Below are 16648 nucleotides of genomic sequence, written 5' to 3' on the forward strand. Positions count from 1 at the left end.
TGCTTTTACGAATCTACAAAGGTTTGTATTGTTATTGCAGAGGCAAGATAGATTTAAATCAATTTAAGGGCTTTGAAAGATTGATATTGCTTAATTTATAATTTTATGAAAAATCAGGATATTGAAATAACGGTTTTAATTAAAGCTCCCGTAACAAAAATTTGGAATGCCATTTCTTCTGTTGAGGAGATGAAGAACTGGTATTTTACCCTGAAAGATTTTAAACCCGTACCCGGATTTAAATTTAAATTCTGGGCAGGTCCTGATGAAAAACAATACCTGCATTGCTGCGAAGTGATTGATGTAGAACCTCTAAAAAGGCTGAGTTATACCTGGCGTTATGAAGGTTTTCCCGGAAACTCTTTAGTGATCTGGATACTTGAAGAACAGCAAAACAACCATACTCTGCTTATCTTAAAGCATGTAGATGTAGAAACGCTTAAAAATGAATATCCTGCTTTTGACCCTGAAAATTTTGTAGCCGGATGGAAATCCATCACTCATAATTTAAAGGAATACGCAGAACGTTAGTATAAGGCTTTACATATCCGTTTAATCAAACCCGGTCCCTCGTAAATAAAACCGGTATACAATTGAACCAGTGAGGCACCTGCCTCCAGTTTTTCCTTTGCATCCTGAGGAGTATGAATACCTCCTACGCCTATTATTGGAAATTTACCTCCAGACTTTTTAGAAATATAGCGGATAACTTCTGTAGATTTTTTAGTTAAAGGTTTGCCGCTTAATCCTCCGGTCTCACGTTTCAATCCATCTGCCGCATATAAACCATTTCTGTCAATTGTGGTGTTCGTTGCGATTACACCTGCTATTTTGGTTTGATTAACGATTTCTACAATATCATCTAACTGTTCAAAAGTTAAATCTGGAGCTATCTTTAATAAGATAGGTCTTGAAACACCTTCTTTATTATTTCTAAGCTGCAAAGTGTTAAGAATATGCATTAGAGGCTCTTTTTCTTGTAACGCCCTTAAACCTGGCGTATTAGGCGAGCTTACATTTACCACAAAGTAATCTACCACATCAAAAAGCCTGTCGAAACATTTTATGTAATCATTAACAGCCTCTTCGTTAGGTGTGTTCTTGTTTTTCCCAATATTACCACCCACTACAATATCAGAATGCTTGCATTTAAGTAGCCTCAAACGCTCAGCCATTACATCTACACCTTTATTGTTAAAACCCATTCGGTTAATGATTGCTTCGTCTTCTTTAAGTCTGAACATCCGCGGTTTATCATTTCCGGGTTGTGGCAAAGGTGTAACCGTACCCACCTCAATAAAACCAAAGCCTAAATTGCTCAATGCTTCTACAAATTCTCCATTTTTATCAAAGCCTGCAGCCAGCCCTACCGGGTTTTTAAACTTCAGTCCAAAAACCTCACGTTCCAGTTCTTTACTATGCAGGTGATATGATTTTCTTAGAATTTTCTTTCCCAAAGGAAAAAAGTCATGAAACCATTTTAAACGTTTAACCACAAAATGATGCATCCTTTCAGGATCAAATTTGAAGAAAACAGGTTTTACCAAACGATACATGGCACGAAGATAGAAAAAAGCCCGATATAATTTTTAGAAAGCGCTTGTTAACAGCGTATATCTGTTTGCAAATATAATAAAATGAGCCTGATACATTGCAAAAGATAAACTTTATCGATCTGTATCAGGCTCTTGAAAATCTATTTAAGATTTATTGCTTAGGCTTGCTTAAATAATAAACCGGGATACCAATCAGCATAATCAGTACGCCCCAGCCACAGGTGCTGGTTTTAAATACCAATAACGAAATGCTGATCGCGCTGGCACAAATAATATATAATGCAGGTAGAACCGGATAAGCAAAAGCCTTGTAAGGTCTTTCTGCATTCGGCATTTTCTTTCTTAATATGAAAATACCTAAAATGGTAAGAATGTAGAAAATCATTACAATAATGATCACGAAATCAAGCAAATCCCCATATTTACCAGTAAGGCATAACGCCGAAGCCCATATACATTGAGCCCATAGCGCCCATGCAGGTACGTTGAATTTATTTAAATGGCTTGCTTTTTTAAAGAACAACCCGTCCTTAGCCATCGTATAATATACCCTTGCCCCTGCCATAATCAGTCCATTATTACAGGCAAAAGTAGAAATCATGATCATAATAGCTATAATGTATGTTCCCATGCTACCAAATATAGGCTGGGCGGCTGCAACAGCTACTCTGTCATCGGCTGCAGTTGCTATTTCTTGTAAAGGTAATACGGCCAAGTACATCACATTGGCCAGAATATAGATTACACTCACAATTAAAGTCCCCAAGAACAAACTTAGACCTACATTACGCTGAGGATTTTTAATTTCTCCGGCAATAAAGGTCACACCGTTCCAAGCGTCGCTACTGAATAAAGAGCCAACCATTGATGCCGCTATACCCGATACTAAGGCTACTCCTGTAATATTAACCCAGTCGCCTGTTTCCATATTAAATGCTTTTGGTGTCCAAGCATCCTGCCAGTTGGCATTCCATATCTCGGCTTTGGCACCCAACATAAATCCAAATACAATAAGGCCAAACAACGAAAGAATCTTAATAATGGTTAAAAAGGTTTGCAAAATTTTACCATCTTTAACACCTCTACTATTTATAAATGTTAAAATGATAATGGTTACTATAGATACCAATTGAGCGGCATTTAGTTTAAATGAACCAATTTCATACAGTACGTTTTTATCACTGAAAGCCGGAAAAAGATATGCCGCAAACTTAGAAAAAGCTACACCTACCGCCGCAATGGTACCAGTTTGAATTACGGCAAAGAAACTCCAGCCATACAAAAAGGCAATCAGCTTATTATAAGCCTCTTTTAAATATACATATTGCCCTCCCGCCTTGGGAAACATGGCGCTCAGTTCACCATAGCTTACAGCAGCAATCATCGTGATTAACGCGGTTAGTACCCAGATTAAAATAAGCCATCCGGCAGAACCTACCTGTCTGGTAATATCTGAGCTCACAATAAAAATACCCGAGCCAATCATTGAGCCCACCACAAGCATGGCGCCGTCAAAAAGTCCTAATTCGCGTTTAAAAGATTCTTCTTCTTTTAGATTTTCCATAATTCAGTTTAGTTCTGGTTAATAGTTTAGTATTAGCGAATATAAAAGAACCCTTTAATTTTTTTACATCCTATAAGCATATTAATTATAATTTTTTTATGACATAGACCAAATAATCTTTGGTTTGATTTAAAAATGCAATTACTTTTTTAAGGTAAAAAGGCATTTTTTATTTCATTTTGAGAAAAATTTGTTTATTAGGCAAACAAAATTATCTTTGTTTAAACCACTTAAACTCAACCAAAACTAAAACGTAAGTATGACTTTTTTACAAACTAACTTAATTTATCTGATACCCATATTAGGCCTAATAGGCATTATGGTAATGGCAGTAAAAAGCGCATGGATTAACAAACAGGATGCCGGTGATGCAAACATGAAAGAACTTGCCACTTATATAGCTAATGGCGCTATGGCTTTTTTAAAAGCCGAGTGGAGAATCCTAAGTATATTCGCTGTTATTGCCGCCGCCTTGTTAGCTTATTCTGGCACTGTAACCCATATTAATGGTAAAGAAATACACTCAAGCTGGATCATTTCCATTTCCTTTATTATTGGAGCCGTATTTTCGGCTACAGCTGGATATATGGGCATGAAAGCAGCTACAAAAGCCAATGTAAGAACAACACAGGCAGCTCGAACCAGTTTAAAGCAGGCTTTAAAAGTTAGTTTTAATGGCGGAACAGTAATGGGATTAGGCGTTGCCGGATTAGCCGTTTTAGGATTAGGCGGTTTATTTATCGTTTTTTTAAAATATTTTAACGTAATCAGCCCAAACAGCAATGAGCTAAGAACAGCTATAGAAGTACTAACCGGATTTTCATTAGGTGCAGAATCCATTGCCTTATTTGCCCGCGTAGGTGGTGGTATTTATACCAAAGCTGCCGATGTGGGCGCCGACCTTGTAGGTAAAGTAGAAGCAGGTATACCTGAAGATGATGTACGTAATCCTGCTACTATTGCCGATAATGTTGGCGATAACGTAGGTGATGTAGCAGGTATGGGTGCCGATTTATTCGGTTCTTATGTAGCTACCATCTTAGCTACTATGGTTTTAGGACAGGAAATTGTTTCTACCGATTCTTTTGGTGGTATGGCTCCTATATTATTACCTATGCTGATTTGCGGATTAGGTATTTTAGCCTCTATTGTAGGCACATGGTTTGTAACCATTAAAGATGAAAAATCGAGCGTACAAAATGCCCTTAACCTGGGCAACTGGTCTTCAATTATCATTGTAGCTATTGCATCTTTCTTTTTAACTAAATGGATGCTTCCAGAAACGCTTAGCTTACGTGGTTATGAATTTAGTAATGTGAACGTTTTCTATGCAATTATAGTAGGCCTTGTAGTGGGTACCATTATGAGTATTGTTACAGAATATTATACCGCCATGGGAAAATCCCCTGTAAATTCTATTATTCAACAATCGTCAACCGGGCATGCTACCAATATTATTGCCGGACTTTCTGTAGGAATGAAATCTACCGTAGTTCCAATCTGTGTCTTAGCCGCAGGAATCATGGCCTCTTATCACTTTGCAGGTTTATACGGTGTTGCTATCGCTGCAGCAGGTATGATGGCTACTACTGCCATGCAATTGGCTATTGATGCTTTTGGTCCTATTGCCGATAATGCAGGTGGGATTGCAGAAATGAGCCAGTTACCTCCCGAAGTTCGCGAAAGAACGGATAATTTAGATGCAGTAGGTAACACTACTGCTGCTACAGGAAAAGGATTTGCCATCGCTTCGGCTGCCTTGACTTCTTTAGCCTTATTTGCCGCCTTTGTGGGTATAGCAGGTATCACAGCTATTGATATTTATAAGGCTGATGTTTTAGCCGGTTTATTTGTAGGAGGTATGATTCCATTTATATTTTCTGCATTATGTATCCAAGCTGTTGGTAAAGCCGCTATGGATATGGTACAAGAAGTACGCCGACAATTTAGAGAGATTCCGGGCATTATGGAGTACAAAGCAAAACCTGAGTATGAAAAATGCGTTGCCATTTCAACACAAGCCTCAATCAGGGAAATGATGCTTCCAGGTGCTATCGCCTTAATTACTCCGGTGGCTGTTGGCTTTTTATTTGGCCCTGAGGTTTTAGGTGGTATGCTGGCCGGTGTAACTGTTTCGGGTGTTTTGATGGGCATATTTCAGTCTAATGCAGGCGGTGCATGGGATAATGCCAAAAAATCCTTTGAAAAAGGGGTGGAAATTAATGGAGAAATGCATTATAAAAAATCAGAACCACACAAATCTTCAGTAACAGGCGATACAGTAGGCGATCCTTTTAAAGACACGTCAGGTCCTTCTATGAATATTTTGATTAAGCTGATGTCTATCGTATCTCTGGTTATTGCGCCTTACATCGCTGTAAGTGCTTCAAAAACAGCAAATCAGGTAGAAATTAAAAAAGAAGTCAGGATCAGTAAAACTATAGATTCTTTAGGTAATGAGAAGATTGACACCTTAAAAAATGAGACCGATACGGTTTTATATCAATAAATTGTTACTCAAAAACGAAGCTGTAAACAAAATCCGTTTTTCATTTTAAATAATTTTTATTTAGGTTTACGCCTCAAAAACAATCAAACTAATCAAAACTTAATAACGTATTATGAATTTGAAAAAGCCCATTGATGTGCTAATTGCCGAGTCGGCAGAGAGTGGAGAGGGCACCTTAAAAAGAACATTAGGAAATACCAGCCTTATTGCATTGGGTATTGGTGCCATTATTGGTGCTGGGTTATTCTCGTTAACAGGTATAGCAGCAGCAGAAAATGCTGGCCCTGCAGTTACGCTTTCATTTGTTTTAGCTGCATTAGCCTGTGCTTTTGCTGGTTTATGTTATGCAGAATTTGCTTCCATGATCCCTGTTGCAGGTAGTGCGTACACCTACTCATATGCTACAATGGGCGAATTTATGGCCTGGATCATAGGTTGGGATCTTGTACTTGAGTATGCTTTAGGAGCTGCTACCGTAGCTGTATCATGGTCAAGGTATTTATTGGAGTTCTTCCATAAATATGGTATAGATCTTCCACACAATTTATTGGTTTCTCCTTTCGAATCTTTAAAGCTTGGTGATGGAACTTTTATTGCTAAAGGTGAAGGTATAGTTAACTTACCAGCTATTTTCATTATCATATTATTATCTGCGGTTCTGATCAGAGGTACTAAAGAATCAGCAACCATGAACAATATCCTTGTAATTGTTAAAGTTGCCGTTGTATTGATATTTATCGCTTTAGGCTGGTCGCATATCAATAGTGCCAACCATGAGCCTTATATACCTGCTAATACAGGTGTATTTGGTGAGTTTGGATGGAGTGGTATTGCACGTGGTGCCGCGGTAGTGTTTTTTGCTTTTATTGGTTTTGATGCGGTTTCTACAGCTGCACAGGAAGCTAAAAACCCTAAAAAAGGTATGCCTATCGGTATATTAGGTTCATTAGTAATTTGTACCTTATTATATGTATTATTTGCTCACGTAATGACAGGACTTGTAAACTATAAAGAATTTGCAGGCGATGCAAAACCTGCTGCTACAGCTTTTGCTGTAACAGGTTACTCTTTCTTACAAGACGGCTTGATTATTGCTATTTTGGCAGGTTATACTTCTGTAATGTTAGTTATGTTGATGGGCCAATCGAGAGTATTCTATACGATGTCTAAAGATGGTTTATTACCTACGTTCTTTAGTTCGATCCACCACAAATTCAGAACTCCATGGAAAACCAATATTTTCTTTATGTTCTTCGTAAGTATTTTCGCTGGTTTTGTTCCGGTATCTGACTTAGGGCATATGGTTTCTATCGGTACATTATTTGCATTCTCTTTAGTATGTATCGGCGTATTGGTATTACGTAAAACTGATCCTAACAGAGAACGTCCGTTTAGAACCCCACTTGTTCCATTTGTTCCTATTTTAGGTATCATTACCTGTGTAGGTTTAATGGCAACTCTACCATTAGAAAGCTGGGAGCGTTTAATTATATGGATGGCTTTAGGTATAGCAATCTATTTCTTCTACGGAAAGAAAAACTCAGTTTTAGGAAAAAAACAAGCAGGAAATTCTTAATTCTTATCGAAAACAAGAAAGCCACCTTAAAGGTGGCTTTCTTGTTTTTATACATCGACGTTTTACAACAATATATCTAACTTACTTATTTTCTTTGCTCATTTTCTTAATCCAGGAATAAACCGAGAAGATAACAGTTACAATAAACAACAGAATAAAGATTACACGGTTTCTGTAAACAAAATCGTGAAAACAAGCTCCTACTAAAATATAGGCACTGGCAATACATAATTTTAATGGAATAAATTCTCCATTAGTCCATGTGGTTTTACGGTTAAAGAAATTCATACAATCTTATTTTAAGTAAACAAATTGTTAATTAAATATACCAATAATCGGACTCATTCTACCAACCCTTTACACCCTGTTCCAATTTTTCAAGCATAGAGTAATCATCAGGAGTAATTACAATTTTTTTATGCTGCTTGGTTATGATTAAAATTCTATTCTTTCTTTGAGTGGCATATAAGGTTATACTGCCTATTTTATTTGCATAAAATTTACCAAAGTAGCCAAAGAGTCCTCCAACACCAAATGTTCTAATCAGACCATTCATTTCTCCTTCTTCAACTGCACGAACCTGATCTATATCATCAAATTTCAGGCTAACCTTACCTATTATTCTGTTGACAGAAAATCCCGTTTCATCTATACCATAAGATTGCGGAGCATAAAGATAGCAAAACAGCAGTGTAGCAATGAGAAATAAAAGTATAACGGTATGAACAAAGATTACTCCCCTGCTTGTACCGGCATGCATAATGGTACGTAAATTATTTTGCCCTATAAAAAGAAAAAGTACCAATACCCCTGTGGTAATAATCTTAACAGGTTGATCTGTAGATGCGATGTATTTCATATATAGTTTATCAATTGTGTAATCTAGTTTACAGCTTTTTAATTAATTTGTAACAATTAAAATTTACTTTTGTAAAAAAATTGAAACAATGGAATACCTGAAATTCGACTTCAACCAGATTTTGTCTACCACAATGATCCTTTTTGCCATCATTGATATCTTAGGTTCTATTCCTATTATTATTGAATTGAGAAAAAAAGCGGGCCATATACAATCTGAAAAAGCTTCAGTAGTAGCAACAGTTCTGATGGTTTTGTTCTTATTTGCAGGCGAATCATTGTTAAGCGTGATTGGGGTAGATGTACAGTCTTTCGCCATTGCGGGCTCTCTGGTTATTTTCTTTATTGCCATGGAGATGGTTTTAGGAATTAATTTCTTTAAAGAAGAAGCTCCTGAAACTGTATCTATTGTTCCTCTGGCTTTCCCGCTTATTGCAGGAGCAGGTACCATGACTACCCTGCTTTCGCTAAAAACAGAATATCATACACAAAATATATTGATAGGTATTTTATTAAACATGCTTTTTGTGTATTTTGTACTTAAGAATACCGCCAAGCTTGAAAAACTTTTAGGTAAATCGGGCTTAAATGTTTTAAGAAAGGCTTTTGGTGTAATCTTGTTAGCTATAGCAATTAAATTGTTCAGATCAAATGCTGGTCTGTAACAAATATAGCCAAGCAGTATCTTATAACTAAAAGATATTTGATGATGAACCCTTTCGAAAAATATACCGTTGTAATTGGCGCATTAGCCATACTACTGGAAGTCGTTCAGTATATCAAGAATAAGATTAAACAATTGTTTTAATCTGTTCTGATCAAACGGGCAGCAAACATGCTATCTGCTTTATGGCTATAGCCTTTAATCAGTTCCATTTTTTCTAATTTTAAAGGACAGTTTTCCACCAGATAAGCTACTACATCTTCGTTTTCGGCTTTAAATACCGAACAGGTCATGTATATTAAGGGCTTACCAGGTTTAAGGTATTTAATTACATTACTTGCAATGTTTTTCTGTAAGTTATTGAAATAAGAAACCTTTCGCCCATTAAAACTGCTTAACATTTCAGGAGTACGCCCCCATGTGCCAGAACCTGTGCAAGGAGCATCAAGCAATATACCATCAAAACTAAAATTGTGCAGTATCTGATCATTATTCTGCAAAAGATCCAGAACTTTTTTTTGGTATTTTTTGATACCTGCGAGCCTAAATCTTTCCTCAAGATTAATCAGACTACTTTCTCTTACATCGCTTACCAAAAGATTAATATCAGGTTGCAGATCATGCAAAAGCAGAGATTTTCCACCAGAAGCTGCACAACAATCCCACCAATATTCGTAAATATGGGGTTCAAAAAAAGCAGAGGTTTGCTGTGAGGATAGATCTTGTATATGATATAAGCGCTGATCTGGAATTATGTGATCTAACTTAGTTCCATTAGGCACACTTAAAGTAAAGTTCGAAATCTCATTTACCGGTATGTCATGGTTTGAAAGTATATTTTTTACTAAAGACAAATGCGTTTCTTTTATCCGGATAAACAAATCGGGCTGAATAAAGAAAGAATGCAAAAATGCTGTTTTATCTATTGTAGCAGATAAAGTTTCGACAAAAGGAAATACCTGTTCTATATTAAAATCCGTATAAATCTCCTTTATACGTTTAAGCTTAAGCCCTAAAGACTGTTCAATTTCTGAAACAAGATTTGGAAGGTATTCATTAATAACAAGACTCAAAGTAGGATTACACAAAAAGTCTGCAACCGCTAAGCGTTCAACCAAAGGCAAATCTGATAAAGCATTGCCAAGTCTAAAATAACTATATAAATACCTGCTGGCCCATCTCCTGTCTGAAGAGCCCATCTGCTTATTTTGTTTATAATAATTTACCAAAAAACGATGCAGAGGAAGCTTATGGTCATATCCTGCTAATATCTTTTCGAAAGTTTTGATCTGGTAATGTACTTTCATAAAAGTTAATCAATTACATTAAGCATCAGGTTTCTGTATTGCAACAGCATCAGACTTTTATTATAGTAACCATAAAGTGGGTTAAAATCAAATTCAAAATCATTATGCAGCCCCTTATATTTCTCTTTCCTTATAAAATCAAGGTAATTACGGCCATACTTTACCATCAGTTTACCAAAATAAAAACCAATATCAAAGCCTTTAAAAGCATATTCTGTTGGCTCTACTTGATACTTTGCCCGGTATCTTTTCACAAAATTCACTACTTCTGTAGATTTGTAATCTACAAAATAAGAGGAACTTATAATGGTATTGAGATTTTGTAATTGCTCTATGTTATAATTCTGCTTTACCCAATTTGGATGTCCAAAAAGATTAATTTGGTAACCTGTGTTAGGTAAAGTCTTCAATTTATAGAGTTTTGCAATAGATGGAGTTACAAATGGCACATCTTGTGAGCAAATAATAACCGCATACTTTTTATCCCTGATCATCTTTGTTTCAAAAATATTTACAGAGGCGTATTCCTGTATCAGGAAATTAGGGTAACGCTTTTTAAAGGTTTCTTTTATAGGGTCAGCAAACTGTTTGTCTAAAGCTTTTTGCGTATTGATCAAAACCACAATACTGTTTGCAGCATTGTAATGCTTAGCAATATAATCAGCTATTTTAATGCCATGCTGATCAATATCATTTACAATAGAAATTAGATTAGGATTATTAAACTCTGAAGGCTTTGAAGCCGCCAAAGGCGATACTACAGGAAGATCATTTGCAATAGAGAAATTGGTAACGTATTTTAATCCGTCAGGAAAAACAGGGCCTATAATCAGGTTACTTTTTTTAATGATATTGTTTTGTAATAAGGCTCCTAAACGAGTGTTATTATCTCTGGTATCAAAAACATTTAATTTAAAGTTTAAACCCAAATTGGCTGCCGAATCAAAACCATAGGTTAAACCCTGATAGAAATCAAGAGGCATTTCAAATTTTTCGAACTGCTTTTTGGTAACGGTATTCGGGTTAAACTCATTGAGCTTAAAAGGGACAAGTATGCTTACCTCTGCTTGCGTAAAATTATTAAGGTCCTCGGTTTTCTCTGGTTTTACCACAGGGATGGTTACAGGTTCTTTTTTTTGCACTACCTTAGGAGAACAAGCACCTAAGGTAATGATACAGCACAGTACGATTAGAAACTTATTCCCATTCAATTGTAGCCGGTGGTTTTGAGCTAATATCATATACAACCCGATTAATTCCTCTTACTTTATTGATAATTTCATTAGAAATTTTTGCGAGTACATTATATGGCAAATGGCACCAGTCTGCGGTCATTCCATCTAATGATTCAACTGCTCTCAGGGCTATTACATTTTCATACGTACGCTCGTCGCCCATCACACCTACAGATCTTACCGGTAAAAAGATTGCACCCGCCTGCCATACTTTATCGTATAATCCGGCTTCTTTTAAGTTATTGATATAAATATGATCTGCTTCCTGCAATATAGCAATTTTTTCGGCAGTAACCTCACCAATAATCCTGATTCCTAAACCCGGACCTGGAAATGGATGACGGCCTAAGATGAAACTTTCTAAACCTAAAGCAGCTCCAACCCTTCTCACTTCATCTTTAAATAAAGTTTTAAGAGGTTCTACTACCTTAAGTTTCATAAAATCTGGTAAACCTCCCACATTGTGGTGCGATTTAATGGTAGCAGACGGACCTTTTACTGAAACCGATTCGATTACATCAGGGTAAATAGTACCTTGTGCTAACCATTTTACATCTTGTATCTGATGCGCTTCATCATCAAAAACTTCGATAAATACACGACCAATTATTTTACGTTTTTTCTCAGGGTCTTCAACTCCGGCAAGTTCGCTTAAGAACCTGTCTTTTGCATCAACACCTTTAATATTTAAGCCAAAATTTTTGTACTGTTCAAGTACATTTTCGTATTCATTTTTACGTAAAAGGCCGTTATCAACAAAAATACAATGCAAGTTTTTGCCTATTGCTTTATGCAATAATACTGCTGCTACACTTGAATCTACTCCTCCAGAAAGTGCCAAAACTACTTTATCATTACCTAACTGTTGCTTCAAGTCTGCGATTGTAGTTTCTACGAAAGCATCAGAAGTCCAGTCTTGCGCACAACCGCAAATAGTTGTAAGGAAATTACCTAATAAAATCTTTCCATCTACACTATGCGTTACTTCTGGGTGGAACTGGATCGCGTAAACATCTTTACCTTTTAACTGGTAACCTGCTACCTTAACATCTGCCGTACTTGCAATAATATCGAAATCTTCAGGGATATGTGTAATGGTATCACCATGACTCATCCAAACCTGAGAATCTTTCTGAATGCCTTTAAATAATTTGTTATCAGCATTTACATAGTTCAGGTTGGCTCTGCCATATTCTCTGCTTGCCGATGCTTGTACATTACCCCCATGTTGCTGCGCAATAAACTGTGCACCATAACATACCGCCAAAAGCGGATAATCTTTAAACAAATTCAAATCAACATAAGGTGCATCTTCCTGTCTTACAGAGTAAGGGCTACCTGATAGAATAATACCTTTAACAGTTGAATCTAATTCCGGAATATGATTAAAAGGGTGGATTTCACAGTACACGTTTAATTCGCGAACGCGACGAGCAATAAGTTGTGTGAACTGAGAACCAAAATCGAGGATAATGATTTTTTCAAGCATGTGCAAAGGTAGGTTTTTTCAATGATTTTCACATTAAAAAAGCGGCAAAAACACAACAATTTAAAGGCGTATTAAAATAGAATGTTTACTATCTGAGCCTCTAACGTTCTTATTTTTCAAGCTGAGCAATACTTACCCCAAAACGTTTTAAGAAATCAACGCCTTCATCGCTGCTTAAACCTTTATATGCAGCGTATGAATCTCTGTAATATACCTGGCTAATACCTGATGATAAAATCAGTCTTGCACAGGCAATACATGGCGAAAGTGTAGTGTATAAGGTTGCTCCTTCTATTTTAGAGCCATTTTTTACTGCATAGAGTATAGCATTTTCCTCTGCATGCAGGGCTAATGAGCAACTTCCTTTGCTATCTCGATCACAACCTTTTCCAGGCCATTCTTCATCACAATTATGAGTACCTGACGGCGGGCCGTTATAACCTATAGAAATGATACGGGTATCTTTTGTAAGTACAGCACCTACCTGGGCTCTCACACAATGGGAGCGCCCAGCCAGATCTGTAGCTAAATTCATAAATATTTGATTAAAACTAGGTTTATGCATCTTTTAAGCCTGCTTTATAGCCTCTAACCGCATAATAGAAAATATAGATATAAGCAGGTAACATACAAATTAAAAATGCCATGTTATTTGCTACACCGAAGTCTTTTTTTAAGTGTCCGTAAATTTGCGGAATGATAGCACCACCCGCTATACCCATAATTAACAAGGCAGAACCAGTTTTGGTAAAACGACCTAACTTATTAATGGCTAATGGGAAAATAGCCGGCCACATTGGTGCATTTGCCAGACCTAATAAAGCTATAAAAGTAACTGCTGTATAACCATCGGTAAAATAAGCACCTAAGGTGAATGCAATCCCTAAAATCGCTGCTAATTTTAAGCTGGTTTGCTGGCTGATAAATTTAGGTATAGTAAGAATGCCGATAATATATCCTGCTAACATGGCAATCAAGGTAAAAGTAGTGAAGTACTTGGTTTCATCTAAGCTCATTCCCATAGAGCGGCCATAATTACCTATAACATCACCTGCCATTACCTCTACTCCTACATATAAAAACAAACAAATTACACCTAACACTAAATGAGGATAAGAAAAAACTGAAGATTTTGCAGGTAATGCCGTACCTGTTTCTACCGTTTCTTCTTTATCTGTATCAATTTCAGGTAAAGCTGATTTCTTAACCAAAAATGCGACCAATGATAATACTACCGCTAATACAATATACGGCATAATTACTTTTCCTGCCAGTTCATTTAATAAAGTAGTTCTTTCATTGGTTGTAATGCCTACCATATTAATTTTTTCCTGAACAGCATTTGCACCGCTTAATACCAGAGCGCTTAATACTAAAGGACTAAGGGCTCCCGCTATTTTATTGCATATACCCATAATACTTATACGTTGGGCTGCACTTTCCATAGGACCAATAATTGCCGCATAAGGATTGGATGCTGTTTGTAATAAGGCTAAACCTGCACCCTGAATAAATAATCCGGTTAAAAACAAAGTAAAATTACGTTGCTGAGCAGCAGGTATAAAAACCACACAACCTATAGCCATTACAAAAAGACCTAAGGCCATTCCATTTTTAAATCCTGTCTTTTTTAGAATTGATGAAGATGGAAGAGCAAAAACTGCGTAAGCAATATAAAAGGCAAAGGTTACAAATAATGCCTGATGTTCATCTAAATCGCAGGCCAGTTGTAAAAAAGGTATAAGCGTACCATTAAGCCATGTTATAAAACCAAAAACAAAAAATAATGCACAAATGATTACCATTTGCTGAACATAGTTGGAAGATCTCTTTTCCATAAAAATAGTTTAGGTTGTTTGAAATTTTGGCCTAACTTAAAAAATTTATAAATGCCAACCTATTTTTGTTAAAAATAACGTAAAAAGTATCTTATTTTTTTCAAAAAATACAGATCGAAACAAAGGGACTTACATAGATGTTAAAAATTAAAAAATATATTTTTAACTTACAAAAGTGCATATTAGCAAAAATTTTTACGGCAGATATTAATGTTTGAAGCGATTATATTAGGTCTTGGTGCAGGGTTAATTTCCTCATTTATAACTGGTCCGGTTTTCTTTGCCATGATTAAAACAGCTATTGAAAGAGGCTTTAAAGCGGGCTTTTCTTTAGCAATTGGCGTTTTTATCAGCGATATTATCTTAATCAGTATCGTTCTTTTTGGTAGCCAGTTTTTTGTATACAGGGAAAATTTAGATAAATATATCGGTATTATAGGAGGCCTGTTCCTGCTTGGAGTGGGCATTTATTATATCTCCTCTCGCATATCACTAAATTACCAGGAAAACAGCTTGGTTAAGATCAGTAAGCGGGGTTATATTATCAAGGGTTTTTTGATGTGTATTTTAACACCTTCTACTTTCATGTTTTGGGTAGTGGTAAGCGGTATCATCTCTGTTAAGCTTAATAATTTAATGTATGAGAAGATTATTTGTTTTATTATAGCCTTACTTACTCAACTTTGTATCGATGCCGTTAAAACTTTCTATGCCGGTAAATTGCGCTATCGCATACATGAGAGCCATCTTAAATTGCTCAACAAACTGGCCGGGATAGTTATCATTGCTTTTGCGATATGGCTAATCTTAAAAACTTATCTGCAATTCTATAGTTAAGGTATCTTTCTGTTCTATAAAAGAAATTTAACAGTATCTTTAGATAATTCATCATACCAGGTAATTAACTTATTTGTATGTACTTCAATATCTATTCATGTCATTTATAAAAGAATTTCGTTACGCCTGCTTCTATGGGTCTATTTTAGCCATGCTAATATTTATATTAAAATGGATGCAATGGAAATTTTTAATTGACGACCTTAGAATAGAAATTTATACTGGTATGGTTGCTTTATTTTTCACCATATTAGGTATTTGGATCACAAATCAGTTCGCAAAACAAAAAAATAACATTCTTATTATTGAAAAAGAAATTCCCGAAAATTCCCTGATTGATAAAAACGAGTTGCAGAAATTAAACTTAAGTAACCGTGAATATGAAGTATTGAAACTTTTAACAAAGGGTTACAGTAATGCCGATATAGCTGATCATCTGTTTCTTTCGGTAAGTACGATTAAAACCCATGTTTCCAACCTTCTCTTGAAAATGAATGTAAAAAGCAGGACGCAGGCCATAGAAAAAGCCAAAAGACTGAAAATTGTTGAATAAATTATCGTCTACTTTAAATAAAGTATTCCTAAAAAATGTTTTTGGTACTAAAGTATGAACTAAACTTCATTTCCTGATTTTAATTTTACAGCAATTTAAATGGTAAAAAAATGAAAAAGACGGTATTGATTTTCGGTTTAATTATTGGGGTAATTTTATGTGCTAACATGATCTTAATGATCAATATAATGTACAATAAACCCGAGTTTAAGGGTAATGATATTGCAGGTTACACTGCAATGATCGTACTTTTCTCACTTATTTTCTTTGGAGTAAGAAATTATAGGAACAAGTATCTAAATGGTAAAATCTCTTTTGGGAAAGCCTTAAAGACAGGTGTTTTGATAACCTTCGTAGCTTCTACTATGTATGTTATTGTATGGCTGTTCTATTATTATTTATTCGTACCCGATTTTATTGACATATATACTTCTCATGTTTTAAAGCAGTGCTCTGCAAATGATCTGGCAGCTAAGACCGCAGAAATGGAAAGTTTTAAAAAGATGTATAAAAACCCTCTTTTTGTAATTTTAATTACGTATTCAGAAGTATTGCCTGTAGGGCTGGTAGTTGCCTTTATAAGCGCCTTGATACTTAAAAGAAAACCAATAGAAAATTAATATTTAATGGCTAATAAAAAAGCAGTGTTAAAAACACTGCTT

At 35.8% G+C, this 16648-nt stretch carries 16 protein-coding genes; 7 read left to right on the forward strand and 9 right to left on the reverse strand.

Annotated elements, in window-relative coordinates; all coding sequences use genetic code 11:
• Positions 1-105 precede the first annotated feature (105 nt).
• Positions 106-531, forward strand: a complete 426-nt coding sequence (locus ACLHG9_RS00360) for an SRPBCC domain-containing protein (RefSeq protein WP_410219628.1) — start codon at positions 106-108, stop codon at positions 529-531.
• Here the strand turns inward: ACLHG9_RS00360 and ACLHG9_RS00365 are convergent.
• Positions 528-1556, reverse strand: coding sequence for a quinone-dependent dihydroorotate dehydrogenase (locus ACLHG9_RS00365; protein ID WP_410219629.1), 1029 nt, complete (start codon positions 1554-1556; stop codon positions 528-530). The genes ACLHG9_RS00360 and ACLHG9_RS00365 overlap by 4 nt on opposite strands.
• Positions 1557-1707: 151 nt before the next feature.
• Positions 1708-3120 (reverse strand): APC family permease, encoded by a 1413-nt coding sequence (locus tag ACLHG9_RS00370; RefSeq protein WP_410219630.1) that lies wholly within the window; start codon positions 3118-3120, stop codon positions 1708-1710.
• 259 nt (positions 3121-3379) lie between these two features.
• On the opposite strand from ACLHG9_RS00370, the gene ACLHG9_RS00375 reads away from it, so the two are divergent.
• Positions 3380-5629, forward strand: a complete 2250-nt coding sequence (locus ACLHG9_RS00375; protein WP_410219631.1) for a sodium-translocating pyrophosphatase — start codon at positions 3380-3382, stop codon at positions 5627-5629.
• Between the two features lie 112 nt (positions 5630-5741).
• Entirely contained in the window at positions 5742-7205 is a 1464-nt protein-coding gene (locus ACLHG9_RS00380; protein ID WP_410219632.1) for an amino acid permease, read from the forward strand.
• Positions 7206-7286: 81 nt separating this feature from the next.
• Here the strand turns inward: ACLHG9_RS00380 and ACLHG9_RS00385 are convergent, their stop codons facing one another.
• The gene (locus ACLHG9_RS00385; RefSeq protein WP_410219633.1) at positions 7287-7493 is read right to left on the reverse strand and encodes a hypothetical protein; all 207 of its coding nucleotides are present in this window, start codon (positions 7491-7493) and stop codon (positions 7287-7289) included.
• 58 nt (positions 7494-7551) lie between these two features.
• On the reverse strand, positions 7552-8064 hold the full coding sequence (locus ACLHG9_RS00390) for a PH domain-containing protein (protein WP_410219634.1): 513 nt from the start codon (positions 8062-8064) through the stop codon (positions 7552-7554).
• An 88-nt stretch (positions 8065-8152) separates the two neighbouring features.
• Here ACLHG9_RS00390 and ACLHG9_RS00395 point away from each other — a divergent pair, with 88 nt between their 5' ends.
• Positions 8153-8728 (forward strand): MarC family protein, encoded by a 576-nt coding sequence (locus ACLHG9_RS00395; RefSeq protein WP_410219635.1) that lies wholly within the window; start codon positions 8153-8155, stop codon positions 8726-8728.
• A 139-nt stretch (positions 8729-8867) separates the two neighbouring features.
• On the opposite strand, the gene ACLHG9_RS00400 is transcribed toward ACLHG9_RS00395, so the two are convergent.
• From ACLHG9_RS00400 to ACLHG9_RS00420, 5 genes are all read right to left on the reverse strand, one after another.
• A complete protein-coding gene (locus tag ACLHG9_RS00400; protein WP_410219636.1) occupies positions 8868-10034 on the reverse strand; it encodes an RsmB/NOP family class I SAM-dependent RNA methyltransferase in 1167 nt (388 codons plus the stop codon).
• Positions 10035-10039: 5 nt separating this feature from the next.
• Positions 10040-11275 carry an ABC transporter substrate-binding protein gene (locus ACLHG9_RS00405; protein ID WP_410219637.1) on the reverse strand — a complete coding sequence of 412 codons (1236 nt, stop codon included), beginning with the start codon at positions 11273-11275 and terminating at the stop codon, positions 10040-10042.
• Positions 11232-12758 carry a glutamine-hydrolyzing GMP synthase gene (gene guaA, locus ACLHG9_RS00410; RefSeq protein ID WP_410219638.1) on the reverse strand — a complete coding sequence of 509 codons (1527 nt, stop codon included), beginning with the start codon at positions 12756-12758 and terminating at the stop codon, positions 11232-11234. Before guaA ends, ACLHG9_RS00405 begins: the two co-directional genes overlap by 44 nt.
• A 109-nt stretch (positions 12759-12867) precedes the next feature.
• On the reverse strand, positions 12868-13323 hold the full coding sequence (locus ACLHG9_RS00415) for a deoxycytidylate deaminase (protein ID WP_410219639.1): 456 nt from the start codon (positions 13321-13323) through the stop codon (positions 12868-12870).
• The gene (locus ACLHG9_RS00420) at positions 13316-14596 is read right to left on the reverse strand and encodes a sugar MFS transporter (protein ID WP_410219640.1); all 1281 of its coding nucleotides are present in this window, start codon (positions 14594-14596) and stop codon (positions 13316-13318) included. Before ACLHG9_RS00420 ends, ACLHG9_RS00415 begins: the two co-directional genes overlap by 8 nt.
• A gap of 210 nt (positions 14597-14806) precedes the next feature.
• On the opposite strand from ACLHG9_RS00420, the gene ACLHG9_RS00425 reads away from it, so the two are divergent.
• From ACLHG9_RS00425 to ACLHG9_RS00435, 3 genes are all read left to right on the forward strand, one after another.
• Positions 14807-15433: a LysE family translocator gene (locus ACLHG9_RS00425; RefSeq protein ID WP_410219641.1), complete on the forward strand. Its 627-nt coding sequence runs from the start codon at positions 14807-14809 to the stop codon at positions 15431-15433.
• A 97-nt stretch (positions 15434-15530) separates the two neighbouring features.
• A complete protein-coding gene (locus ACLHG9_RS00430; RefSeq protein ID WP_410219642.1) occupies positions 15531-15986 on the forward strand; it encodes a response regulator transcription factor in 456 nt (151 codons plus the stop codon).
• A gap of 110 nt (positions 15987-16096) precedes the next feature.
• On the forward strand, positions 16097-16606 hold the full coding sequence (locus ACLHG9_RS00435; protein ID WP_410219643.1) for a DUF4199 domain-containing protein: 510 nt from the start codon (positions 16097-16099) through the stop codon (positions 16604-16606).
• The last annotated feature ends 42 nt before the right edge of the window (positions 16607-16648 follow it).

Origin of the sequence: Pedobacter sp. (genome assembly GCF_046462515.1) — a bacterium.
Lineage (GTDB): Bacteria > Bacteroidota > Bacteroidia > Sphingobacteriales > Sphingobacteriaceae > Pedobacter.